At 71.5% G+C, this 23,704-nt stretch carries 20 protein-coding genes; 7 read left to right on the plus strand and 13 right to left on the minus strand.

Translation table 11 applies throughout. From position 1 onward, the window contains the following. Window positions 1-102: 102 nt before the first annotated feature. From argG to ACWD2L_RS14045, 8 genes are all read right to left on the minus strand, one after another. A complete protein-coding gene (argG, locus tag ACWD2L_RS14010; protein WP_351341474.1) occupies window positions 103-1,548 on the minus strand; it encodes an argininosuccinate synthase in 1,446 nt (481 codons plus the stop codon). A 103-nt stretch (window positions 1,549-1,651) separates the two neighbouring features. Next, a complete protein-coding gene (locus ACWD2L_RS14015) occupies window positions 1,652-4,405 on the minus strand; it encodes a SpoIIE family protein phosphatase (RefSeq protein WP_351341477.1) in 2,754 nt (917 codons plus the stop codon). A gap of 229 nt (window positions 4,406-4,634) precedes the next feature. After that, window positions 4,635-5,060, minus strand: a complete 426-nt coding sequence (locus ACWD2L_RS14020) for an ATP-binding protein (protein ID WP_351341480.1) — start codon at window positions 5,058-5,060, stop codon at window positions 4,635-4,637. 144 nt (window positions 5,061-5,204) lie between these two features. Next, window positions 5,205-5,612, minus strand: a complete 408-nt coding sequence (locus tag ACWD2L_RS14025) for a (deoxy)nucleoside triphosphate pyrophosphohydrolase (RefSeq protein ID WP_351341483.1) — start codon at window positions 5,610-5,612, stop codon at window positions 5,205-5,207. A 21-nt stretch (window positions 5,613-5,633) separates the two neighbouring features. Then, window positions 5,634-5,828, minus strand: a complete 195-nt coding sequence (locus ACWD2L_RS14030) for an SPOR domain-containing protein (protein ID WP_351341486.1) — start codon at window positions 5,826-5,828, stop codon at window positions 5,634-5,636. Between the two features lie 234 nt (window positions 5,829-6,062). After that, window positions 6,063-7,778, minus strand: a complete 1,716-nt coding sequence (locus ACWD2L_RS14035; RefSeq protein ID WP_351341489.1) for a purine-cytosine permease family protein — start codon at window positions 7,776-7,778, stop codon at window positions 6,063-6,065. A gap of 191 nt (window positions 7,779-7,969) precedes the next feature. Continuing rightward, window positions 7,970-8,722 carry a GntR family transcriptional regulator gene (locus ACWD2L_RS14040; protein WP_351341492.1) on the minus strand — a complete coding sequence of 251 codons (753 nt, stop codon included), beginning with the start codon at window positions 8,720-8,722 and terminating at the stop codon, window positions 7,970-7,972. A 242-nt stretch (window positions 8,723-8,964) separates the two neighbouring features. Then, the gene (locus ACWD2L_RS14045) at window positions 8,965-10,071 is read right to left on the minus strand and encodes a threonine synthase (protein WP_351341495.1); all 1,107 of its coding nucleotides are present in this window, start codon (window positions 10,069-10,071) and stop codon (window positions 8,965-8,967) included. Between the two features lie 182 nt (window positions 10,072-10,253). Here ACWD2L_RS14045 and ACWD2L_RS14050 point away from each other — a divergent pair, with 182 nt between their 5' ends. Beyond that, window positions 10,254-12,878: a discoidin domain-containing protein gene (locus ACWD2L_RS14050; protein WP_351341497.1), complete on the plus strand. Its 2,625-nt coding sequence runs from the start codon at window positions 10,254-10,256 to the stop codon at window positions 12,876-12,878. Here ACWD2L_RS14050 and ACWD2L_RS14055 read toward each other — a convergent pair. From ACWD2L_RS14055 to ACWD2L_RS14070, 4 genes are all read right to left on the minus strand, one after another. Further along, the gene (locus ACWD2L_RS14055; protein WP_351341500.1) at window positions 12,815-14,275 is read right to left on the minus strand and encodes a sodium:solute symporter family protein; all 1,461 of its coding nucleotides are present in this window, start codon (window positions 14,273-14,275) and stop codon (window positions 12,815-12,817) included. The genes ACWD2L_RS14050 and ACWD2L_RS14055 overlap by 64 nt on opposite strands. Continuing rightward, the gene (locus ACWD2L_RS14060) at window positions 14,272-14,514 is read right to left on the minus strand and encodes a hypothetical protein (RefSeq protein WP_351341503.1); all 243 of its coding nucleotides are present in this window, start codon (window positions 14,512-14,514) and stop codon (window positions 14,272-14,274) included. Before ACWD2L_RS14060 ends, ACWD2L_RS14055 begins: the two co-directional genes overlap by 4 nt. A 46-nt stretch (window positions 14,515-14,560) precedes the next feature. After that, window positions 14,561-15,997, minus strand: a complete 1,437-nt coding sequence (locus ACWD2L_RS14065; protein WP_351341505.1) for an amidase — start codon at window positions 15,995-15,997, stop codon at window positions 14,561-14,563. 106 nt (window positions 15,998-16,103) lie between these two features. Further along, window positions 16,104-17,072, minus strand: coding sequence for an Lrp/AsnC family transcriptional regulator (locus ACWD2L_RS14070; protein WP_351341507.1), 969 nt, complete (start codon window positions 17,070-17,072; stop codon window positions 16,104-16,106). A 185-nt stretch (window positions 17,073-17,257) separates the two neighbouring features. On the opposite strand from ACWD2L_RS14070, the gene ACWD2L_RS14075 reads away from it, so the two are divergent. The 6 genes from ACWD2L_RS14075 to ACWD2L_RS14100 are packed head-to-tail and all read left to right on the plus strand — an operon-like array spanning window position 17,258 to window position 23,085. Beyond that, window positions 17,258-18,508, plus strand: a complete 1,251-nt coding sequence (locus tag ACWD2L_RS14075; RefSeq protein ID WP_351341510.1) for a flavin-containing monooxygenase — start codon at window positions 17,258-17,260, stop codon at window positions 18,506-18,508. A 10-nt stretch (window positions 18,509-18,518) separates the two neighbouring features. Next, window positions 18,519-18,980 (plus strand): RidA family protein, encoded by a 462-nt coding sequence (locus tag ACWD2L_RS14080; RefSeq protein WP_351341512.1) that lies wholly within the window; start codon window positions 18,519-18,521, stop codon window positions 18,978-18,980. Continuing rightward, window positions 18,977-19,654 (plus strand): DUF1028 domain-containing protein, encoded by a 678-nt coding sequence (locus ACWD2L_RS14085; protein ID WP_351341515.1) that lies wholly within the window; start codon window positions 18,977-18,979, stop codon window positions 19,652-19,654. Before ACWD2L_RS14080 ends, ACWD2L_RS14085 begins: the two co-directional genes overlap by 4 nt. Then, window positions 19,651-20,796, plus strand: a complete 1,146-nt coding sequence (locus tag ACWD2L_RS14090) for a M20 family metallopeptidase (RefSeq protein WP_351341517.1) — start codon at window positions 19,651-19,653, stop codon at window positions 20,794-20,796. The genes ACWD2L_RS14085 and ACWD2L_RS14090 overlap by 4 nt, the downstream gene beginning before the upstream one ends. Then, window positions 20,793-22,136 (plus strand): MFS transporter, encoded by a 1,344-nt coding sequence (locus tag ACWD2L_RS14095; RefSeq protein WP_351341520.1) that lies wholly within the window; start codon window positions 20,793-20,795, stop codon window positions 22,134-22,136. The genes ACWD2L_RS14090 and ACWD2L_RS14095 overlap by 4 nt, the downstream gene beginning before the upstream one ends. A gap of 10 nt (window positions 22,137-22,146) precedes the next feature. Then, window positions 22,147-23,085, plus strand: coding sequence for a LysR substrate-binding domain-containing protein (locus ACWD2L_RS14100; protein ID WP_351341522.1), 939 nt, complete (start codon window positions 22,147-22,149; stop codon window positions 23,083-23,085). Here the strand turns inward: ACWD2L_RS14100 and ACWD2L_RS14105 are convergent. After that, window positions 23,063-23,674, minus strand: coding sequence for a TetR/AcrR family transcriptional regulator (locus tag ACWD2L_RS14105; protein ID WP_351341524.1), 612 nt, complete (start codon window positions 23,672-23,674; stop codon window positions 23,063-23,065). The two genes, ACWD2L_RS14100 and ACWD2L_RS14105, sit on opposite strands and share 23 nt — an antisense overlap. Window positions 23,675-23,704: the final 30 nt, after the last annotated feature.

Consider the following 23,704-nt stretch of genomic DNA (forward strand, 5'->3'; position numbering starts at 1 on the left):
GGGGGCGGCCCCCCCCTGGCGTTTGAGGGGGGCGCGGACCCCACCGGTCGCGGGGCTCTGCCCCGGACCCCGCGCCTCAATCGCCGGCGGGGCTTGAATGGGTCAGTCCGTGCCGGATTCCATGGCTGCGCGGTCCAGGGCCTCGTCCTCCGCGGAGGTTTCTCCGCGGGAGGCGATGGCTTGGGCGCCGCCTTCCGGCATCGTGCCGATCAGGCCCGTGACCGCTGCCTGCGCGGCGCCGGCGACCGGGCTGCCCTCGCCGAGGAGGCCGAGGTTCGCGTACTGCTCGAGCTTGCCGCGCGAGTCGGCGATGTCGAGGTTGCGCATGGTCAGCTGGCCGATCCGGTCGACCGGGCCGAACGCCGAGTCCGCGGTCCGCTCCATGGAGAGCTTGTCCGGGTGGTACGAGAAGGCGGGGCCCTGCGTGTCGAGGATCGAGTAGTCCTCGCCGCGCCGCAGGCGCAGCGTGACCTCGCCGGTGATCGCGGCGCCGACCCAGCGCTGCAGCGACTCCCGGATCATCAGGGCCTGCGGGTCGAGCCAGCGGCCCTCGTACATCAGGCGGCCGAGACGCCGGCCCTCCGCGTGGTACTGGGCGACCGTGTCCTCGTTGTGGATCGCGTTGACCAAGCGCTCGTACGCGGCGAACAGGAGGGCCATGCCCGGCGCCTCGTAGATGCCGCGGCTCTTGGCCTCGATGATCCGGTTCTCGATCTGGTCGGACATGCCCAGGCCGTGGCGGCCGCCGATCGCGTTGGCCTCCATCACCAGGTCGACGGCGGAGGCGAACTCCTTGCCGTTGATCGTGACCGGGCGGCCCATCTCGAAGCCGATCGTGACGTCCTCGGTGGGGATCTCCACCGACGGGTCCCAGAACTTGACGCCCATGATCGGCTCGACCGTCTCGAGCGAGACGTTCAGGTGCTCGAGCGTCTTGGCCTCGTGCGTGGCACCCCAGATGTTGGCGTCCGTGGAGTACGCCTTCTCCGCCGAGTCCCGGTAGGGCAGGCCGTGCTCGACCAGCCACTCCGACATCTCCTGCCGGCCGCCGAGCTCGGTCACGAAGTCCGCGTCGAGCCACGGCTTGTAGATCCGCAGGTTCGGGTTGGCGAGCAGACCGTAGCGGTAGAACCGCTCGATGTCGTTGCCCTTGTACGTCGAGCCGTCGCCCCAGATCTGGACGTTGTCCTCCAGCATCGCCCGCACCAGGAGCGTGCCGGTGACCGCGCGGCCGAGCGGCGTCGTGTTGAAGTACGCGCGACCGCCGGAGCGGATGTGGAACGCGCCGCAGGTCAGCGCCGCAAGGCCCTCCTCCACAAGGGCGGCCTTGCAGTCGACGGCACGCGCGATCTCGGCGCCGTACGCCTGCGCTCGACTGGGCACGCCGTCGATGTCGGGCTCGTCGTACTGGCCGATGTCGGCGGTGTACGTGCACGGGACGGCGCCCTTGTCACGCATCCACGCGACGGCGACGGACGTGTCGAGGCCGCCCGAGAAGGCGATGCCGACGCGCTCGCCGGCCGGGAGGGATGTGAGGACCTTGGACATAGGAAGAGTATGCATGACGATGCATGACCATGCAAAGGGGGGTGCGGTGATTGACCGGTGATGTGTTCGGCGTCACCTTGGCGGAAGCCGGACGGGCTCCCGCTCAGAACAGGCTGAGCAGCGCCTCCGTCGGGTCCGCCAGACCCGTCTCCCCGTCCGGCAGCGGCAGCTCGAACCAGACCGTCTTCCCGCGCGGCGTCCGGCGCGAGCCCCACGCCGCGCTCAGCAGCCCGACGAGCTGAAGCCCGCGGCCGCCCTCGTCCGTGTCCCGCGCCCGGCGGCGGCGCGGCTGCACGAGACCCGCGTCCCACACCTCGCACACCAGCGTCCGGTCGAGGAGGAGGCGGAGCCTGATGTCGCCCTCGCCGTACCGCAGCGCGTTGGTGACCAGCTCGCTGACCAGCAGTTCCGACGTGTCGACGAGGCCCTCCAGGCCCCAGCTCGACAACTGCGCCCGCGCGTACTCGCGGGCCCTGCCCACCGACTTCGGCTCGCGGGGCAGCGTCCAGTCGCCGACGTTGCCGCTCGGCAGCCCCTGCACACGGGCCATGAGGAGCGCGATGTCGTCCTCGCCGTGATGCGTGTCGAGGGTGTTGAGGACGTGGTCGCAGACGTCCTCGAGAGCCGGGGCGGGATCGTCGAGCGCGTTGCGGAAGGCCGAGAGGCCCTCGTCGAGCGGATGGTCGCGGGATTCCACCAGGCCGTCCGTGTAGAGGGCGAGCAGGGAGTCCTCCGGCAGCTCCACCTCCACCTCCTCGAACGGCTCGCCGCCGACACCGAGCGGCATCCCCGGCGGTACGTCGAGCATGAGCGCGCTGTCGCCGGGTTCGACGAGGACCGGCGGCAGGTGCCCCGCGTTGGCGAACGTGCAGCGCCGGGTGACCGCGTCGTACACCGCGTAGACACAGGTGGCGAGGTAGACCTCGGAGAGGTCCTCGCCGCCGAAGGAGCGCGCGGAGCGGGCGGGGCGTGTGCCCTGCTGGACGCCACCGGGGGTGCCGAGACCGCGGGCGATCTCGTCCAACGCGCTGAGTACTTCGGCCGGTTCGAGGTCGAGCAGGGCCAACGTACGTACGGCGGTGCGCAGTTCGCCCATGGCGACGGCGGCGCGCAGGCCGCGGCCCATGACGTCGCCGACGACCAACGCGGTGCGGTGCCCGGGGAGTTCGATGACGTCGAACCAGTCGCCGCCGACCTCGGTCGCGGCGTTGCCGGGCCGGTAGCGGCAGGCGATGTCGAGTCCGGCCGCCTCCGGGTCGTCCGGCGGCAGCAGGGAGCGCTGCAGGATCAGCGCCCGCTCGTGCTCGCGGCGGTACAGGCGCGCGTTGTCGATACAGACCGCGGCGCGCGCGGCCAGCTCCATGGCGAGCGCCCTGTCCCGCTCGGTGAACGGCTCGCTGCCCTTCGTCCGGGAGAACTGGACGAGCCCGACGACCGTGTCGTGCGCGACCATCGGCACGGCGAGCGTGGACCGCACGAGCCCGCGCTGCTCGGTGGGCAGCGTCTGCGGGCGCGCGGTGCGCAGGGCCTGTGCGCAGGGTGAGTTGAACGGGAAGCGGTGCACCGCCCCCACGTTGACGGGGGCCTCGCCGCCGAGGTCGAGGAACGGCACGTCGGCGACGGCGCTCGCGGCGGCCACCCTGCGCAGTTCGGCGCTGCCGTCGGCGAGGCTGTGCCGGAACTGCGCCGCCTCGTCACCCGCGAGCAGCCCCTGGTACAGGTCGACGGACGCGAGGTCGCAGAAGCCGGGGACCACGACGTCGAGGAGTTCGCGGGCGGTGGTCTCCAGGTCCAGCGAGTTGCCGATCCGGGAGCCCGCCTCGTTCAGGAGCGCCAGGTTGCGGCGGGCGTGCGCGGCCTCGCGGGCGGCGGCGTGCCGGCGGGTGACGTCCGTGGCGAGCCCCGCGACGCCGATCGGGCGGCCCGTTCCGCTGTGCACGCGGTAGAGGTTGATGGACCAGTGGCGCCGCTCGGTGGACTCCGGGGCGGTGCCGACCAGTTGCATGTCGGTGACCGCGTCACCCGTCTCCAGGACCCGGCGCAGCGCGCCCTGCACGCGGTCCGCCTCGTGCCGCGGCAGGTAGTCGTGGACGGTACGGCCGCGGTGATCGTCGACGTGTCCGCCGAAGACCGAGGTCAGGGTGCGGTTGGTGCGCTGGACCTTGAGGTCGGTGCCGAACAGCAGGAAACCGAAGGGAGATTGGCCGAAAATCGCCTGCGAGGACGCGAGGTCGGTCTCGATGTGCCGCAGGGTCCGCACGTCGACGACGATGCACACCGCGGCGCGCTCGCCGGACTCGGTGGTCGTCGGCATCACATAGATCTCGGCGACCCCGGTCGCCCCCGCGCCCGCCGCGAGGGGCGCCTCCGCTCGCGGTTCCGCTTCCGGCTCCCCCGAGGTCTCCGGCGCCGGTACCCGGAAGGGGACGGTGCCCGTCCACTCCTGCCCGTCCAGGATCTCCGCCATCTTGCGGTGGCCGCGCTCGCGCAGGTCCGCGGGGACGAAGGCCTCGATGGGGTCCTTGCCCACGGCCTCCTCGGGCGGGACCCCGAAGAGCTGGGCGGCCCGCCGGCTCCACTGGTCGATCGCGCCGTCGGAGCCGATCGAGAAGGAGGCGACCTTGATGTAGTCGTAGATCGAACCCGGCGGGCTCGCCTGCCAGAGGTCGGTCCGGCCGAAGGACTCCTCGGGAGGGGTCGGGGACGCGCCCGGTCCTGATTCCGGGATCGGTTCCGCACGCTCCGTGCCCGCGGCATCAGGAGCGTCGTCGCCCAGCGGCACGCGCTCCGCACGCGACGTCGAGGCCGCGCCCGAGGGATCCTCGGACACCCTGCCCTTCGCTGGTATCTCGCTCACGCGAACCGTCCCCTCCAGCTCACCGCGTCCGGCACCGGTCACCGAGGCGGCTGCACGCAGTATCCAGCACTACGGAGCCGCGCAACACGGTGTTCACGATCACACCATGGTCCCGACGCTTTTTGGCCCGTCGGGACCGACTGTTTCCGTACCCAGGGTGCGGGTGCGCCCACACACGGCATCTCACACCCACTCCCTCACACCAGCGTCTGTCCCACTCGGGCTTCTCCTAACCCGGCAGCGACAGCTCGAACCACACCGTCTTCCCCGTCTTCCCGCCCGACCGCTCCCCACCCGGCCGTGTCCCCCAGCGCCGGGACACCTCGGTCACCAGTTGCAGCCCGCGCCCGCCCTCCTCGTCGGGGGCCGCGGTGCGGGCGCAGGGCGGGTCGGGCAGCGGGTCGGATACCTCCACGAGGAGGGCGTCCGAGGGTTCGGACGGGCGGGCGAGCCGGACGCCGATGGGCCCGGACGCGTACCGCAGGGAATTGGTCACCAGCTCGCTGACCAGCAGCGCGGTGATATCGGCGAGCTCTTCGAGCCCCCATTCGACGAGCTGCGTACGCACCTTGGCGCGCACCCTTCGGACGGCCGACGGGTCGGCGGGAAAGGCCCACTCGACGCAGTCGCCTTCAGTGTGGAGCACGCGGATCACATCCCTGGCCCGCGAAGGACCCTGTCCGGTTTCAGAGGGTTAATCGGGATATACCCGGACGGAGCGCTGCGCTATCGCGGAGTGGGGTGCGCGGTGGCACGGACGGCGTAGGCGAGGCTCGTGGGACGCGGGCGCGAGCCCCCGTCAGACGCGGTCCCGCAGGACCTCTTTCACCGCGGGTACGTCCTGGTCGAGCCAGTCCACGGACCACGCCTCGGCCGCCGTCAGCCAGCGCAGTTCGTCGTGGTCCTGGAGGGGGCGCGGGGTGCCGGAGCGCAGGTGGCAGCGCCAGACCCGCAGTACGTATCCGGCCTTCAGGGGCCATTCGCCAGGCACCCGGGCGAATGGCTCGGCCTCGATGCCGAGTTCCTCGCGCAGCTCGCGCACCAGCGCCCACTCCGGCGCCTCGCCCGGTTCGACCTTGCCGCCGGGCAGCTCCCAGCGGCCCGCGAGTTCGGGGGGCGCGCTGCGCCGCGCGGCGAGCAGCCGCTCCTCGGTGTCGTACAGGGCCGCGGCGACGACCACGGTCGGCGAGGGGGACTCAGGGGGCATACGCCGGAGCCTATGGCCCCGTCAGAGCGCCGTGCCGTTCCGCCCCTGTCCCAGGCGCTCGACCCAGTACGTCGGCTGGTGGTCCCTGCGGTCGTCGAGGCTGTCGGCCATGCGCTGGGCCTCGACCTTCGTGGCGTAACGGCCCACCCGGTAGCGGTTCCCGTTGTCGTCCTCGCGGATGACCAGCCACGGAAGTGTGGTCGTGCCGTCGCTCATCGCGCTCCGCCCCTCCCTGGCCGCCCCGGCCTCGACTCGCATCGCGCCCTGCCTCCCAACCCCGAGGAAACCGCAAACCGCATATGCCCGAGCCTACGCCTGACCTTTACGCACCGGATACGGATTGGCACAAAGAGATACGCAACAAGCCACTGCCCGAACGCGCGGACGGCGAACGGAGGGGGGCGCACCCCTCGGGTGCGCCCCCCCTCCCTCCACCACTGCCGGTACGGCTCAGCGCATACGCACCTCCGGCATCGGCATCAGGACCGGTTCGCCCGTCGGTTTCTTGGTGCAGACGTCGCCGCAGTGGGCGTCGAGGGAACAGCAGAGCGAGCAGATCGGGCCGGAGTGGGCCGGGCAGTCGGCGATGTCCGGGAGTTCGTACGCCGTCTCGCAGACGGTGCAGGTGTGGGTCGCGGTGATGTCGGTGCCCTCGGCGAACTCGACGTCCGGGCCGTTCACCGGGTTCGGCCGCGCCAGGTAGTACCTGCCCTTCGTGGCCCAGGCGATGAGCGGGCACAGAGTCAGCGAGAGACCTGCGGCGATGAACGTGGAGAAGGCCTCGGCGTACTCACCGAAGAGCCCGAAGAACGCCAGGATCGAGACGACCGAGGCGATCACCATGGCGCCGAATCCGGCCGGGTTCACCGCGTACAGGTACGCCCGCTTGAACTCGATGTACTTGGGGCTCCAGCCCACCCGTTTGTTGATGACGAGGTCGGCGGCGACAGCCGCGATCCAGGCGATGCCCACGTTCGAGTAGAAGCCGAGGAGCTTGTTCAGGGCCTCGAACATGTTCAGTTCCATCAGCGTCAGCGCGATGGCGAGGTTGAGGAAGATGTACCAGACACGGCCCGGGTGCCGGTGCGTCACGCGGGAGAAGAAGTTCGACCAGGACAGCGAACCGCTGTACGCGTTGGTGACGTTGATCTTGATCTGTGAGACCACCACGAAGAGCGCGGCGACGGGCAGCGCGACCGAGCCGAGCCACGGCTTGAGCGCCTCGACCTGCGGCGCGATGGGTTCGAGCGCGTGCGTCTTGCCGACCGCTTCGAGGGCCACGAAGGCGAGGAGCGCGCCGCCGAGCTGCTTGGCGGCGCCGATGACCACCCAGCCGGGCCCCGCCGCCAGAACGGCCAGATTCCACCGCTTCCTGTTCGCTTCCGTCTTGGCCGGCATGAACCGGAGGTAGTCGGCCTGCTCGCCGATCTGCGCGATGAGCGAGAGCGCGACACCGGTGCCGAGCCCGAAGCCGATCCAGGAGAAGCCGCTGCCCGCGCCTTCGGTGCCGCCGAAACCGGTGAAGTCACCGAAGGAGCCCGGTGAGTTGAAGAGCAGGATCACGAAGGGCAGGACCAGGCCGATCAGCCAGACCGGCTGCGTCCACGCCTGCACCTTGGCAAGCGCGCCCATTCCGCGGAACACGATCGGGATGACGATCAGCGTGGTCACCAAGTACCCGATGGGCAAAGGCAGTCCGAAGACCTCGTGCATCGCCTGCGCCATGATCGAGCCTTCGAGCGCGAAGAAGATGAAGGTGAACGAGGCGTAGATGAGGGACGTGAGCGTCGACCCGAAGTAGCCGAAGCCGGCGCCGCGGGTGATCAGATCCATGTCCAGGCCGTACTTGGCGCAGGCGCGGGCGATCGGGACGCCGGTGGTGAAGATGATCGTCGCCGCGCACAGGATCGAGGCGAGTCCGCTGGTGAACCCGTACGTGAAGACGATGGACGCGCCGATCGCGAAGTCCGCGAGGTAGGCGATGCCGCCGAGCGCGGTGGAGGCGACCGTGGTCTCGGACCAGCGCCGGTAGGAGTGCGGGGCGTAGCGCAGCGAGTAGTCCTCGCGGGACTCGTCGGCGGCCAGCTTGGCGTAACTGCGCTGGGGCGGCTTCCTGTCGGGCGGCCCGGCTGCGGGGTCTGCGTGGGATACGGCGGTCTCGGTCATGGCGGCTACCCGTTCCTCCGTCGGCGGTATACCAAATGCCTACGGAGAAGGAAGTTAGGAGCCGTACATGACAATCCGCGGCAGTGCTCGATTGCCTGCCTGTTACGGGAGTTGAGGCGCGGTTAACTCGGGATCACGGGGCCCGGACGGGGCGCACCGGAGACCGGGCACTGAAACGGTCTGGACAGGGCCTATCGCACCGGCAGGTGGTACGCGATGCGGTAGCGGTCCGCGGGGACGACGACGTCGGCCGTCTCGACCGGTCGGCCGGAGGCGAAGAAGGTCCGGTGGATGACGATCACGACATGTCCCGGCACGCCGCCGAGCGCGCTCAACTCCTCGGCGAGCCCGGGGCGGGCGGCCACTTCCTCCGTCACGTTGTCCACAATCACGTCGATCGCCGCCATGCGCTCCGCGACTCCGCAGCCGCCGAGCGGGCCCTCCTCCGGGAGCATCACCGGCGTGCGCCCCGTCACCGCGAGGGGCTCCCACGAGGTCGCGAGCATCATCGCCTCCCCCGCGTCCCGGTACACGTACTTGGTGCGCATCACGCGGTCGCCCGCGCGGATCGCGAGCCGCTCCGCGACGGAGGCGACCGCCTCGACCTGCTCGCTGCGCGACTCCCACGTCCCCCGCGCCTCCGGGTCGGACTGCTCCTGCCGGAACGGTGTGGAACCACTGCTCGGACGGTCGCCGGAGCGCGAGACGCGGCGCGGCACGGGCAGCTCGCGCACATAGGTCCCCGAACCGGACCGGCCCTCGACGAGCCCCTCCGCCATCAGGACCTTGCGGGCCTCCAGCGCCACCGTGTCCGAAACCCCGTACTCCTCACGGATCTTGGCCTGTGAGGGAAGGCGGGTGTGCGGCGGCAGCGATCCGCTGACGATCTTCTTGCGGAGATCGCCCGCAACGCGGAGATACGCCGGCTGCTCACCGAATGTCACTGATTGTCCCCTCGGTCCCCTCGAAACGCCACACCTGATTGACAGACAGCGACAGCGTGGCAACCGTGGGTTGAGAGGTGCAAGCAAAGGCCAAAGAATCACTCGATGTGATGACTTCCGACGTCAGAAGCCTTTACGCAGCAACTTTGCCCAGGTAGTGCGCCATTCACACATCGAAGCGTGGTTCGAGCATGCATACGTTTCCGGGGTGTCGGTCCGCGCGTCGGGTTCACGCGTCGGGTTCACGCGTCAGGGACGAGGCCCGTCTTGAGCCCCGCGCCGCACAGCGGGACCACCGCGCTCCGGCCGCCGAGGGCCCCGCCCTCACGGGTCGCGGCCCAGCACACCGCGCCGGTCGACTCGACGTACAGGCCGCGGGAGGCGAGGTCGAGTTGGGCGTGCCGGATCTGATCCTCCGTCACCGTGTGGAAGGCGCCGCCGGATGCGCGTACGGCGCGCAGGATCTGGCGGGCGCGCGGCGGGTTCGGGATGGCGATGCCCTCGGCGGCGGTGGGGGCCGGGGCCTCCTCGACCACGACCTCCTCCGACCCGGCCTGCCACGCACGCGCCAGCGGGGCGACCGCGGCGGACTGCACGGCGTGCAGGGCGGGGCGGCGGTCGATCAGTCCGGCGTGGTGGAGTTCGGCGATGGCGAGGGCGGCGCCGAGGAGGAGGGTGCCGTTGCCCACGGGGAGGACCAGGATCTCGGGGAGGCGGCCGCCCATGTCCTCCCAGATCTCGTGGACGTACGTCTTTGTGCCGTGCAGGAAGTACGGGTTGTAGACGTGGCTGGCGTAGAACACGCCGTCCTCGTCGGCGGCCGTGCGGGCCGCGCGGGCCGTGGCCTCGCGGTCGCCGGGGACCACTTCGAGGCGGGCGCCGTGGGCGCGGATCTGCTCCAGCTTCTTGGCGGATGTGGCTTCGGGGACGTAGACGGTGCAGGCGAGGCGGGCGCGGGCGCAGTAGGCGGCGATGGCGGTGCCGGCGTTGCCGCTGCTGTCGGCGATGACGCGGTCGGGGCCGAGACGGGTGGCGAGGGCGGCGAGCAGCACCGCGCCGCGGTCCTTGAAGGAGAGGGTGGGCATCAGGTAGTCCAGCTTGGCGTCCACGTCGGCGGTGAGCGGGACGAGGGGCGTCCGCCCTTCGCCGAGGGTGAAGTCCGGGCGGGGCAGGGGGAGGCATTCGGCGTAGCGCCACATTGAACTGGGGCGGGTGGTGAGGGATTTGAGGGGGCTGGGGGTGGGGTGGTAGTCGAGGTCGAGGGGGCCGTGGCAGGTGGGGCAGCGCCAGGTGAGGGAGGCGGTGGGGAGGCGGGTGCCGTCGGCGGGGCAGTAGGTGGTGAGGCTCATGGGGCGAGATTAGGCCTCCGTCCCCCACGCCTCGGGGCTCCGCCCCGAACCCCGCGCCTCAAACGCCGGCGGGGCCATTTATAGCCCCTCCGGCGATTGAGGAGGCCCGTTCGGCAGGACTTTCGGGCGGGCTTCGGCGCGCGTCCTCGGTCGCGGTGCGGCGGCGGATCACCCTCTAACCCATGAAGCCCGTACGTGTCGTCGCCGCCGCCGTCCTCACCTTTGGTGCCACCCTCGTCCCGCCCGCGCAGGCCGCGGAGCCGTCCGCGCCGGGATGTGGTGGGGCCGGGTGGAGTCTGGGGACCAGGACCGTCGACGCCGGGAGTCCGTATCACGCCTACGCGGGCAACGGGTATCTCGGCGTGCGTGTTCCACCCGCCGGGGCCGGGTACGCGAGGACCGGCGGGGACGGCGCCAAGACCGGGTGGCCGCTCTACACGCCCCCGTACGACGGCGCGTTCGTCTCCGGGCTCTATGGGCGCGGGCCCAAGAACACCGCCCACCGCGAGGCCATCGCCGCCCTCCCCACCTGGACCACCCTCGACGTGCGGGCCCGCGGCGAGACGTACGGGTCGGAGAGTCGCACGACGGGCTACCGGCAGACCCTCGACATGCGCTGCGGCGTCGTCCGTACCGAGGTCACATGGGTGCACAAGGACGGGAAGCGCACCGACCTGACGTACGAGGTGCTCGCCGACCGGGCCGATCCGCACGTCGGCGCGGTGCGGCTGCGCGTGCGACCGCACTGGTCGGGCGAGGTCACCGTCACCGACCGCATCGACGAGCGCGGCGCCCGCCGGATCAGCGGAAGCGGCAGCGGACCGGCCGGCAAGCGCACGGCCGCCGTCGGCTTTCGTACGGACGGCTCCGGGACCGCCGGCACCGTCGCCTCCACCCTCCGCTCCCCCGGCCGCACCCACACCGCCCGCCCCGTGAAGGACTCCCTCGGCACCAACCAGTCCGCCGACTTCCGGGCCGGCGAAGGCGTTGCGTACGACGTAACCAAGTACGTGGGTGTCGACACCGGCCTCACGTCCACGAACCCGCGCGGCGATGCCGTACGCGCCTCCAAGCGTGCCGCGGCCCTCGGCTGGGACGCGCTCACCCGCCGACACAACGCCGCCTGGCGGGAGTTGTGGGCCGCCGACATCGAGACCCCGGGCCGCCCCGAGCTCCAGGCGAGGCTGCGCGCCGCCCAGTACGGGCTGCTCTCCTCGCTGCGTCCCGGCGCCCGCAACAGCATCGGGCCGACCGGCCTGAGCAGCGACAACTACGCGGGGATGGTCTTCTGGGACGCCGAGACGTGGATGTATCCGTCGATGCTGGCGACGCGGCCCGAGTTGGCGAAGCCCGTGCTCGAATATCGGTACCGGACGCGTGGTGCCGCTGCCGACAATGCGGTCAAGACCTCACAGAAGGGGCTCATGTACCCCTGGACCAGCGCGAGTTCGGGTTCGCTGTGGAAGGAGTGCCAGAGCTGGAATCCGCCGCACTGCGTCACCCAGAACCACCTCCAGGGCGACATCGCGCTCGCGGCCTGGCAGTACTACCAGGCGACCGGGGACCGTGCGTGGCTGCGTGAGCGCGGGTGGCCGCTGCTCAAGGGGCTTGCCACGTACTGGAGTTCACGTGCCACGCCGAACAAGGGCGACGGTTCGTACTCCATCAAGGACGTCGCCGGGCCCGACGAGTACAGCAACGGCGTCGACGACGGGGTGTACACGAACGCCGTCGCCGCGACCTCGCTGCGGGACGCCGCCAAGGCCGCCGCGCTGGTCGGTGAGCGGGCTCCGGCCGACTGGAAGCGGATCGCCGACCGGCTCCGCATCCCGTACGACAGCAAGCGCAAGGTCTTTCTCCAGTACGCCGGTTACGACATCGACAAGGGCGCCGACATCAAGCAGGCGGACGCCGTGCTGCTGCTGTACCCGCTGGACTGGAAGCCGATGCCGAAGGGCGCCGCTGCCGCGACCCTCGACTACTACGCGGCCCACACCGACCGCGACGGGCCGGCGATGACGGACTCGGTGCACGCGGTCGCCGCCGCGGGGATCGGCGAGCCTGGCTGCTCGACGTACACCTTCCTGGAGCGGGCCTCGCGGCCGTTCTTCCAGGGCTCGTTCGGTACGTTCTCGGAGTCGCGCGGCGAGAAGGCGGGTGCCGGGGACGCGTTGGCCGGGACGCCCGCGCAGGACTTCCTGACCGGGAAGGGCGGGTTTCTGCAAGTGTTCACGCATGGGCTCACCGGGATGCGGCTCCAGGACGACGACGCCGTGCGGCTCGATCCGATGCTGCCGCCGCAGCTGTCAAGTGGCGTGAATGTCAAGGGGCTTCAGTGGCGGGGGCGGACGTACGACGTCGAGATCGGGGCCAGGACGACCACCGTCCGGCTGACCGGCGGTGCGCCCTTCGCCGTCGACACTCCGGGCGGGCGCGCGACGGTGACCGGCGCCGGGCTCACGATCCCGACCCGCCGCCCCGACCTCACCCCGACCACCGACCTCGCCCGCTGCAAGCCCGCGAAGGCGACGTCGGAGGACCCGGGTCAGTACGCGGGCGCCGCCGTCGACGGCAACCCGGCCACCACCTGGACCCCCGCGAAAGCCGGCGCCTCGCTCACCGTGGACCTCGGCGGCGTACGCCCGGTGGACCGGGTCGAGGTGGCCGGGACGAAGGCGTACCGCCTGGAGACCTCGGTGGACGGTGAGCGGTGGACGCCGTTCGAGGCCGGGGCCGAAGGGCGTTACGTGCGGCTCACCGAGACCGGTGAATCGGCGGAGCCCGTCGGCGAGTTGACGGTGTCCTGAACCCGGGAACGTACGACGAGCTGGGCACCGGCCGTGACGACGATGTTGACGGCGAGCGCGATCAGGCCGGTGTCCACGCTGCCGACATCGACAGAGCCGAACGTGAGCCAGGCGAGCACCGCGACGCCGGTCAGGATGCCGATGAGCGCGGGCACGGCCCCCAGCCTCACCTTCTTCGCCAGGCCCATGACGATCGCCGGCGCGAGCTGGGTCAGGCCGCCGTACGTCAGGAGCAGCAGGTCGGAGAGGAGGCCGGGGCGGGTCAGGCCGAGGACGAGGGCGAGGCCGGCCGCGGCCACCACGCACAGGTGGTTCGTGCGCAGTTGGGTGCGCTCGTTGCGGACGCTCAGCAGGTTGCGCGAGAGCAGGCTGGAGATGCCGACGACGATGGCCGCCGACGGCACCATCGCGGCGGAGGCCGCGGCGACCGCCACGACTCCGACGAGCCAGCCCGGCAGGGTCTGTCCGGCGAGGGTGAGCGCGACCCCGTTCGGCTCGGTGCCCTTCTTCGCGAGCAGGACGCCGGCGAAGCCGACGATGATCGGGATGCCGAGGGCGATCTGGTAGAGCGGCAGCCAGATCGAGTTGGAGCGCAGCACGCGGCCGCTGCGGGCGGCGAGCACCGGCGGCCACAGGTGGGCCATGGTGCCGAGGCCGCCGCCGATGCCGGAGATGATGACGGCGGTGACGAAGAACGTGCCGTCGTAGCCCTCCTGGTCGAGCGTGAGCAGCTGCGCGTGGTGGTCGCGGATCGTGTCGAAGAGGCCGCCGATGCCGCCGTTGACCGACAGGGCGACGCCCGCGACAAGCACCACGAGCCCGATGATCATCAGCGCGTCCTTGAGGTACGCGACCCGCGCGATGCCGCGGATGCCGGACCACAGGACGAAGGCGACGGTCAGGACGGTGGCGAGGACCATGCTGAGGTTGCCGCCGGTGTGGCTGCCGGTGGCGAGCTGCACGATCATGCCGAGCCCGGTGATCTGCAGTTGCAGGTACGGCAGCAGGAACACGGCACCGACGACGGCGACGACCTTGCCGAGCAGCGGGCTGCGGTAGCGGTCGACGAAGAAGTCCGCCTGCGTCAAGTACCCGCCCCACTGGCCGAGTTGGCGCATGCGGGGTGCGGTGAAGTACTGCAGGATGAAGTTGATGGCGAGGTAGCAGACCGCGAAGGAGGCGGCGACGCCGCCGCCGAAGGCGATCCCCGCGAGCCCCAGGAAGCTGAAGGTCGTGAAGGCCTCTCCCGCCTGGAGGAACCAGGTGGTGAAGGTGGAGAAGCCGCGCTTGGCGACCGTCCACTCGCCCAGCTCCTTGCTGGGCGGGCGGCGGCCGGAGACGCCGACCACGGCGATGGCGACGATGCCGAGGACCGTGATGACCATGGTGCTGTTCATGCCGCCACCCCCTCGTCCTCGACCTTGGCCTCGGTCTCGTCGTCGTAGCCGGCGCCCGCTCGCGTACCGCGGTCGACGAGGGCGAGCGCCACCGTCGTCCCCACGGTCCACATCAGGCACCAGGCCAGGACGGACGGGATGCCGAACCAGAGGTACGGCCCGTTCACGAACGGGAGGAACGGTGTACTGAGGAAGGCCAGGACGGGCACGGCGGCCCAGAGCGCGTGCGGAGATCTCATCGGGGCTCCAGCTGAGGGGAGTTGAACGCGAAGACTCGCTGAATCGCTACGAAAGGTGGGGCGCGCGGCGTCCGTGCCCGGTGGCGGCCTCGTAGGCGGCGCCGATCTCGAGGACGGCGCGTTCGGCGCGCGGCGGGCCCACGATCTGCAGGCCGACAGGCAGTCCCGTGTCCGTGAAGCCGGCCGGGACGGAGAGGGCGGGTGCGCCCAGGACGGTGAGCAGATACGCGGAGCGCATCCAGTCGAGGTAGCTGTGCTGCGGCTGACCGTCGATGACGGTCGGGTACTCCAGATCGATGTCGAACGGCAGGACCTGGCTGACCGGGGCGATCAGCACGTCGTAGCGCTCGAAGAACCCGACGGCCGCGAGGTGGATGCGGGAGTGCTCGGTGCGGGCGCGGGCCAGGTCGGCCGAGGTGAGCCGGAGGCCCTCCTCGATGTTCCAGATCAGGCTGGGCTTGAGCTGCTCGCGAGAGGTCTCCAGGAGTGGGCCGAGCCCGGTGCGGAAGGCCTGCGCCCGCAGCGTGAGGAAGACGTCGTCGGCGCCGTCCAGGTCGGGGCAGTCCTCGACGACATGCGCGCCCGCCGCCTCGAACACCTTGACCTGCTGGGCCACGACCTCGCGGACCTCGGGGTCGACCGGGACGCGGCCGCCGAGGTCCGGGGAGTACGCCACCCGCAGCCCCTTCAGGTCGCGCTCCAGCGGGGCCCGGAACACGGAACCGGGGGCTTCGAGGGACTGCGGGCAGCGCGGGTCCGGGCCCGCCATGGCCGACAGGAGCAGCGCGACGTCGGCGACGGTGCGGCCCATCGGACCGGCGACGCCGAGCGTCTCCCACAGGTCGTTCGTGGGCAGTGAGGGCACCCGGCCCGGCGTGGTGCGCAGGCCGACGACGTTGCAGAACGAGGCGGGGTTGCGCAGTGAGCCGCCCATGTCGCTGCCGTCGGCGATCGGGGTGAGCCGGGCGGCGAGCGCGGCGGCGGCGCCGCCACTGCTGCCACCGGCCGAGCGCGCCGGGTCGTACGGGTTCCGGGTCGCGCCGAAGACGGGGTTGAAGGTGTGCGAACCGGCCGCGAACTCGGGGACGTTGGTCTTGCCGATACGGATCGCGCCGGCCCGCTGGACGCGCTCGACGAGGAGTTCGTCCTCGTCGGGCACGTGGTCGGCGAAGAGCGGCGAGCCGTGCGTGGTGCGCATGCCGCGGGTGAGGTGGGTGTCCTTGAAGGCGATGGGCAGCCCGTGCAGCGGCCCCAACTCGGCCCCCGACGCTGCCAGTTCGTCCGCCTCCCCCGCCTTGGCGAGCGCGCCTTCGGCGTCGAGCGTGACGATGGCGTTGAGCGCGGGGTTCACGCGCTCGATGCGGTCGAGGTGGGCGGAGACGACCTCGCGCGCCGAAAGTTCGCGGCGGCGGACCAGTCCGGCGAGCTCGACGGCGTCGAGCCCGCAGAGGGCGTCGGAATCAGAGGTGGGGCGTACGGGCATGACCGTCCTCGGGCAGGAGGCGACTGTGTGCGCCCTCACACTGCGGCGGCCTGACCTTTTAAGTCAATGGTTCGGAGCTGATGAACTTTTCAGTCGCCGAAAACACTCAACTGGCGTTTACGGACACTCCGCTGCGTTTCCACGCCTCGACCACGAGGTGGGACTGCACGGACTCGGCCCTGCGCACCCACGCCGCTTCCGTCAGGAAGGCGTGCAGCGCCTGCTTCGACGGCTGGGTCACGTCGACGAGCAACTGGTGCTCCCCCATGACCACGGCCGCGTACCGCACCAGCGGCGACTCGACGAGCAGCCGCCCCACCTCTTCGACCTCGCCGGGCCGCGTCCTGATCCACAGCAGCGCCTGCACGGGCAGGCCGAGCAGTGCGGGCTCCACGACCGCGCGGATGCTGACAAGCCCGGCGCGGCTCAGCGCGTCGACGCGGCGTCTGGCCGTGGCGACCGAGACCCCGGCGACGGCGGCGAGTTCGTCGTTCGTGCACCGCCCGTCCGCGGCGAGGGCCCGCAGGATGGCCTCCTCGTCGGGCGCCAGCTCGACGTCGTCGAGGCCCACCCGGTCGTCCCGCCGCTCGACGCCCCCGAGCGCCTCGGCCTCCGCGGCGTCGAGGATGCCGGGCGACCACTCGTGCACGGTGCGGAAATAGCGAAGGACGGGCGAGACCTGCTGCTGCACGAGCCCCGGAAGAGCGGGCACCTCGTCCAGCATCAGACGGCCCAACTGCTCGGGCGCACACTGGAGTTCGGCCACCGCGTCGGCGACGCCCGCGAGCACGTACGAGAAGATGGCGTCCGGCCGCCGGGCCGCGGCGACGGCGGCGTCCCGCACCGAGCCGGGCTTGCAGTTCATCCGCAGGATCACGGTCTCCCCGCGCACCACGAGCCCGCGCACCGCGACGTCCCCGCTCTCCACGAGCCGGTGCCCGCGCCGCGCCACCTTCCGCTCCGGCTCCCCCAACACATCGGCGATCCGCCGCCAGGAAGCCCGACCGTCGATCTGCAGGGCGGCGACGATGCGGCGGTCGAGGTCATCGAGCGGGGTCAGAGGCGTGGTGGTCACGGAACGACCCTAGAGCCTGTCGGTCGAGCCACCGCGACCCACATCTGAAAAACAGATCACTCACCCCGGAAACATCTGTTGGACAGGGTTGAGGGGGCGGCGAAGGATGTTCCCTGCGGTGCCGCGGGACCAGGGATGGACCAACTACCGCTTGAGTGGAGGCTTGAATGCCCAACGAGGCTGCAATGCCCAGTGAAGAGACCGAAGTCGTCGTCGTCGGCGCGGGCCAGGCCGGCGTCGCGATGAGCGAGCACCTGGGGAACCTGGGCATCCGGCACATCGTCCTCGAACGGGACCGGATCGCCGAGCGGTGGCGCACCCAGCGCTGGGACTCGCTCGTCGCGAACGGGCCCGCCTGGCACGACCGGTTCCCGAACCTGGAGTTCCCCGACGTCGGCCCCGACGCCTTCGCGACGAAGGAGCAGGTCGCGGAGTACTTCGAGCGGTACGCCGAGAAGATCGACGCCCCGGTGCGCTGCGGCGTCGAGGTGACCAAGGTGCGCAAGCGCGAGGGCGGCACCGGCTTCCGCGTCGAGACGTCCGAGGGGACCATCGACGCCGGGTTCGTGGTCGCCGCGACCGGGCCCTTCCAGCGGCCCGTGATCCCGCCCATCGTGCCGGAGGGCGCGGTGAGCACGCAGATCCACTCCAGCGGGTACCGCAACCCGGAGCAACTGCCCGAGGGAGCCGTGCTCGTGGTCGGGGCGGGTTCGTCGGGTGTGCAGATCGCCGACGAGCTGCGCCGCTCGGGCCGCCAGGTCTTCCTCTCCGTGGGGCCGCACGACCGTCCGCCGCGGCAGTACCGCGGGCGGGACTTCTGCTGGTGGCTCGGGGTGCTCGGGCTGTGGGACCTGACGACGCCGCCGCAGGGCGCGGCCCATGTGACCATCGCGGTCAGCGGGGCGCGCGGCGGCCACTCCGTGGACTTCCGCGAACTCGCGGGCACCGGCATCGAACTCCTCGGCATGACCTCCGCGTACGAGGACGGGGTGCTGAGCTTCGCGCCCGACCTCGCCGAGAACATCGCGCTCGGGGATGAGAAGTACCTGGAGCTGCTCCGCGCCGCCGACGCGTACATCGAGCGCAACGGGCTCGACCTCCCCGAGGAGCCCGTGGCGCACGTCCTCGGCGCCGACCCGGAGTGCATGACCGACCCCCGGCTCGCGCTCGACCTCGCCGGGGCCGGCGTCACCTCGATCGTCTGGGCCACGGGCTTCGCCGCCGACTACAGCTGGCTCGACGTCGACGCGTACGACGAGAACGGCCGGCCAGACCAGGCCCGCGGGGTCTCCACGGAGCCCGGCGTCTACTTCCTGGGCCTGCCGTGGCTGTCCCGGCGCGGGTCGAGCTTCATCTGGGGTGTCTGGCACGACGCCAAGTACGTCGCCGACCACATCACGACCCGGCGCGGATACCTCGCGTACGGCACCGAGTAAGGAGAAGACCATGGCCAACGCCCCGATCGTGGCCGGCGGGCACACCCGGATCCGGCCGTTCAACACCCGCGACACCTACCCCGAGCAGAACCTCGACAACGACCTCTGCCAGGCCGTCGTCGCCGGCGACACGGTGTACGTCCGCGGCCAGATCGGCCAGGACCTCGACACCAGCGAGAACGTCGGCGTCGGCGACGCGGAGGCGCAGGCCGAGAAGGCCATGGCCAACATCAACATGCTGCTCGAGGAGTCGGGCAGCCGGATGGAACACCTGGTCAAGCTCACGATCTACCTGATCGACCCGCGCTACCGGGAGGCCGTGTACCGCACGGTCGGCCGCTGGACGAAGGGCGTCCACCCCATCTCCACCGGCATCGTGGTCTCCGCGCTCGCCCGCCCGGAGTGGCTGTGCGAGATCGACGCGGTGGCCGTGATCCCGCAGTCGTCGACGTCGAAGGAGGCGCGGGCATGACGTTCTCCCTCGTAGTACGCGACGGTGAGCGGTTCGGCATCGCGGGTAGCTCGTCGAGCCCCGCGGTCGCCGCCCGCATCGCCCATCTGCGGCCCGGCGTCGGCGCGGCGAGCTCGCAGAACATCACCGACCCGACGCTCGGCACGAGCCTGCTCGACGGAATCGCCGAGCACGGCGACGCGGAGCGCGCGCTGGCGGGGGTAACCGGCGATCCGCGGCACGAAAAGACCATCGCCTACCGGCAGTTGACCGCCCTGGGCCGCTCCGGCCCCGGCTTCGCGTACAGCGGCCCGCACACCCTCGGCACGTACGCGTCCGCCACCGCGGATGGCGTCGTCGCGGCCGGAAACATGCTCTCCGGGAAGCACATCCCCGGCGTGCTCGTGGAGGCGTTCCAGGAGGCCACGGGCGAGCTGGAGGAGCGGCTGATCGCGGCCATGAAGGCCGCCGTCGCGGCGGGCGGCGAGGAGGGGCCCGTGCACTCGGCGGGCCTCGCGGTCGTCGCCGACGTCGGCTGGCGGGTCACCGACCTGCGGATCGACTGGGCGGACGAGCCGATCGACCGGCTCGGCGAGCTCCTCGACGTATGGCTGCCGCAGCGCGACGACTACGTGACGCGCGGCCTCGACCCCGCGAGCTCGCCCGCGTACGGCGTTCCCGGGGACGAACGATGAGTGCCCTCAAGGACGCCGCCCGCAAGGAGGTCGACCGGCACGCCGTGCAACTGATCGCGCTGTCCGAGCAGTTGCACGCCGACCCGGAGACCGCGTGGGAGGAGCACCGGGCGGCCGCCGCCGTGCCGCAGCTGCTCGACCGGGCCGGGTTCGACGTCACGGCCTCCTACCTGGGCCTCGACACCGCGTTCCACGCGTCCTTCGGCAGCGGCCCCACCCGGATCGCGCTGTGCGCCGAGTACGACGCGCTGCCCGGCCTCGGGCACGCGTGCGGGCACAACCTCATCGCGGCCTCTTCCATCGGCGCCGCCCTCGGGCTCGCCGCCGTCGCCGACGACCTCGGGCTCACCGTGGAGGTCTACGGCACCCCCGCCGAGGAGGGCGGCGGCGGCAAGATCGAGCTGCTCGACCGGGGCGCCTTCGCCGGGGTCGACCTCGCGATGATGGCGCACCCGGCGCCCGTCGACGTCGCCGAGGCGCAGCCGTTCGCGGTCAGCCACTCCAAGGTCTCGTACACGGGCAAGTCGGCGCACGCCGCCGCCTACCCGGAGGCCGGGATCAACGCGGCCGACGCCTTCACCGTCGCGCAGGTCGCCATCGGCCTGCTGCGCCAGCAACTCCCGGCCTCCGCACGGGTGCACGGCGTCGTGACGCACGCCGGGGACGCCCCGAACGCCATCCCTGAACGCACCTCGGGCCGCTGGTACGTGCGCGCCGAAACCCTCGCCGAACTCGCCGAGTTGGAGCCGCGCGTCATGCGTGCCTTCGAGGCGGGCGCCCTCGCTACCGGCTGCGACCTGGTGATCGAACCCGAGAGCAAGCCGTACGCCGAGTTCCGCGCCGACGAGACCGCGCTCGCGCACTACCGCGCCAACGCCCTGGACCTCGGGCGGGAGTTCGCGCCGCCCGGACAGGCCGCGCGCATGAACCGCGCCTCCACCGACATGGGCAACGTGTCGCAGGTGGTGCCCGCCATCCACCCCTACATCGGCATCGGCTCCCTGCCCGCCACCAACCACCAGCACGAGTTCGCCGCGTACTGCGTGGGCCCGACCGCCGAGCGGGCACTGCTCGACGCGGCGGTGGCGCTCGCGTGGACGGGCGTGGACCGGGCCGGCCCTTCCGAGGAGGCGAAGACATGACCGTGACCGAGCAGCCCGAGACCGACGCGCCCGCCGACGCCGCGACCCTGCGCAGGAGCGTCGCGGCCGGGGCCGTCGGCGTCTTCGTGCACTGGTTCGACTGGGCGGCGTACGCCTATCTCGCCGGCACCGTCGCGAAGGTCTTCTTCCCCGCCGGGGACAGCACGACCGGGCTGCTCGCCGTGTTCGGCGTCTTCGCCGTGTCGTTCGGTGTCCGGCCGATCGGAGCCCTCGTCTTCGGGCCGCTCGGCGACCGGATCGGCCGTAAGCGCACGCTGTCCCTGGTCATCTTCATGATGTCCGGCGCGACCCTGGCGATCGGGCTGCTCCCCGGCTACGACTCGATCGGCATCGCGGCGCCGGTCCTCCTGGTGATCCTCCGGCTGTTCCAGGGGTTCGCGGCCGGCGGCGAGTTCGGCAGCGCGGCCAGCTTCCTGGCCGAGAGCGCGCCGCGCCGCCGCCGCGGTTTCGGTGTGAGCTGGCTGGAGGTCGGCTCGCTGCTCGGCTTCCTGGCCGGCTCGTTCGTCTTCCTGCTCCTGTCCACGGGGCTCGACGACGCCCAACTCACCTCCTGGGGCTGGCGGGTCCCGTTCCTCATCGCGGCGCCGCTCGGCATCATCGGCGTGATCATCCGCAACAAGATCGAGGACACCCCCGAGTACCGGGCGCTCGAAGAGAACGACACGGTCCCGCGCAGCCCGGCCCGCGAACTGTGGCGCACCCACAAGCGCCAGCTGCTCCAGGCGGCCGGTCTGATGACGGCCATGCACGTCCCGTTCTACGCGGTGCTCACCTACCTGGTGACGTACGAGACCGACCACCTCGGTCACTCGGCCGACAGCGCGGCCCTGCTGTCCACCGTGATCTCCCTGCTCGGCCTCGTACTCGTGCCGCTGTTCGGCGCGCTGTCCGACCGGGTGGGGCGCAAGCCGGTGTTCATCGGGGCGACGGCGGCCCTCCTGGTCGTCTCCACTCCGGCGTTCTGGCTGATGCGGACCGGGATGACCGGAACGTGGATCGCGGGTCTCGCGCTCGGCGCGATCCTGGCCGCGATCCTCGGTACGTACGCGGTGTGGTCGGCGGAGGTCTTCCCCACGCGCACCCGGCAGAGCGGGCTCTCCATCTCGTACAACGTGACGGCGGCACTGTTCGCGGGCACCGTCCCGTACCTGATGACGCTGCTCATCTCGGCGACCGGCAGCACGCTCGTCCCGGGGCCCTACCTGATGGTGTTCGCCGTGGGCGGCCTGGTCGCGGCGCTGTCCCTGAAGGAGACGGCGGGCTCGGCGCTGCTGCACCCCGAGGACGTCTCGGCGGAGAAGCAGGTGCCGTCGGCTTAGGCTCGCTCGCATGATGGCACCGCTCGGCTTCACGCTCGTTCAGCTGCGCTACTTCCTGGTCGCCGCCGAGCGCGGCTCGATGACGGAGGCGTCGGCGGAGCTGCACATCGCGCAGTCCGCCGTGTCCGCCGCCATCCACAACCTGGAGCGCGACCTCCAGGTGCAGCTGTTCATCCGCCGCAGGGGCCGGGGCCTGACCCTGACCCCCGCGGGGGAACGGCTGCGGGCACAGGGCCGGGACCTCCTCGCCCGCGCGCGAGAGGTCGAGCGGGAGGCGCGGGGCGACGGCGCGGAACTGTCCGGGCCCGTGACGGTCGGCTGCTTCGTGACGCTGGCGCCGTACTATCTGCCGCGCCTGTTCAGCGAGTGCACGCGCCGCCACCCGGGCATCGAGATCGACGTGGTGGAGGCGGAGGCGGACGACCTCGTCGGGGCCCTGACGACCGGCCGCATCGACTTCGCCCTCACGTACGACCTGGGTCTGTCCACCGAGCCGGAGCTGCGCAGCGAGACGATCGCCCGCGCCCCCGCCTACGTCATCGTCGCGGCCGGCCACCCACTGGCCGGCCGGGGCAGCGTGTCCCTCGCCGACCTGTCCACGGAGCCGCTCGTCCTCCTCGACCTCCCGCACAGCCGCGACTACTTCCGCTCCCTCGTCGCCGCCACCGGCACCGCCCCCGACGTCCGCTACCGCACCCGCAGCTACGAGACCGTGCGCTCCATGGTGGCCCGCGGCCTCGGCTACTCCGTGCTCAACCAGCGCCCCGCGACGGGTGTGACCTATGGCGGCGGCGAGATCGCGGAGCTCGAACTCCGGGACGCCGGGCGCCCGTTGGAGGTCAGGATCGCCACGCTGGGCGGCATGACGCAGAGCGCGCGGGCCCGCGCGGTGATGGACGTACTGCGGGAGAGCGCCGCCGATGGTGTTACAGATTCGGGCAACCTGTAACCGCCCGCGCCTGCACCCGGATCAGCCGCTGGGCCTCCGCCCGCGTCAGCGCGGCGTTGCGGCTCACGATGTGCAGGCCGAAGCCGTCCTCCAGCGCCACCAGGTTCCTCGCCAGGTCGCCCACGGCCGCCGTCAGCGTGAACTCCCCCGTCGCGGAGCCCACTTCGAGCGCCGTGGTGTAGAGCCCCACCTCGCTGGCGAACAGTGACGCCATCAACTCGGCGTGCCCGGCACTGCGATCGGCCCGACCGTGCAGCTCGAACAGCAGCCCGTGCGTGGCGTCGTCGGGGGCGGCCGGAAGGCCGGAGGCGATCAACGCGCGCAGCCGCGCCACCGGGTCGGCCACCTCGTCGGTGACCGCGTGCCGCGCCGCCAGGAAGCGCTCGACCGCACCCCGGTGCACCTCCAGGACCAGCTCGTCCAGCTCCGGGTAGTAGTAGAGGACCGAGCCCGCGGACATGCCGGCCTCCGCCGCGATGTCCTTGATGCGCAGGCCTTCGAGGCCCCGCTCCGTGATGGCCCGCCCCGCCGCGTCCACGAGGGCCGAGCGCCGGGCGGTCTGGTTCTTCGGTCTCCCCGGTTTTCCCATGCGGTTAATTCTCTGTTACGTGGTTCAGAT

Source organism: Streptomyces sp. NPDC002754, from assembly GCF_053592315.1.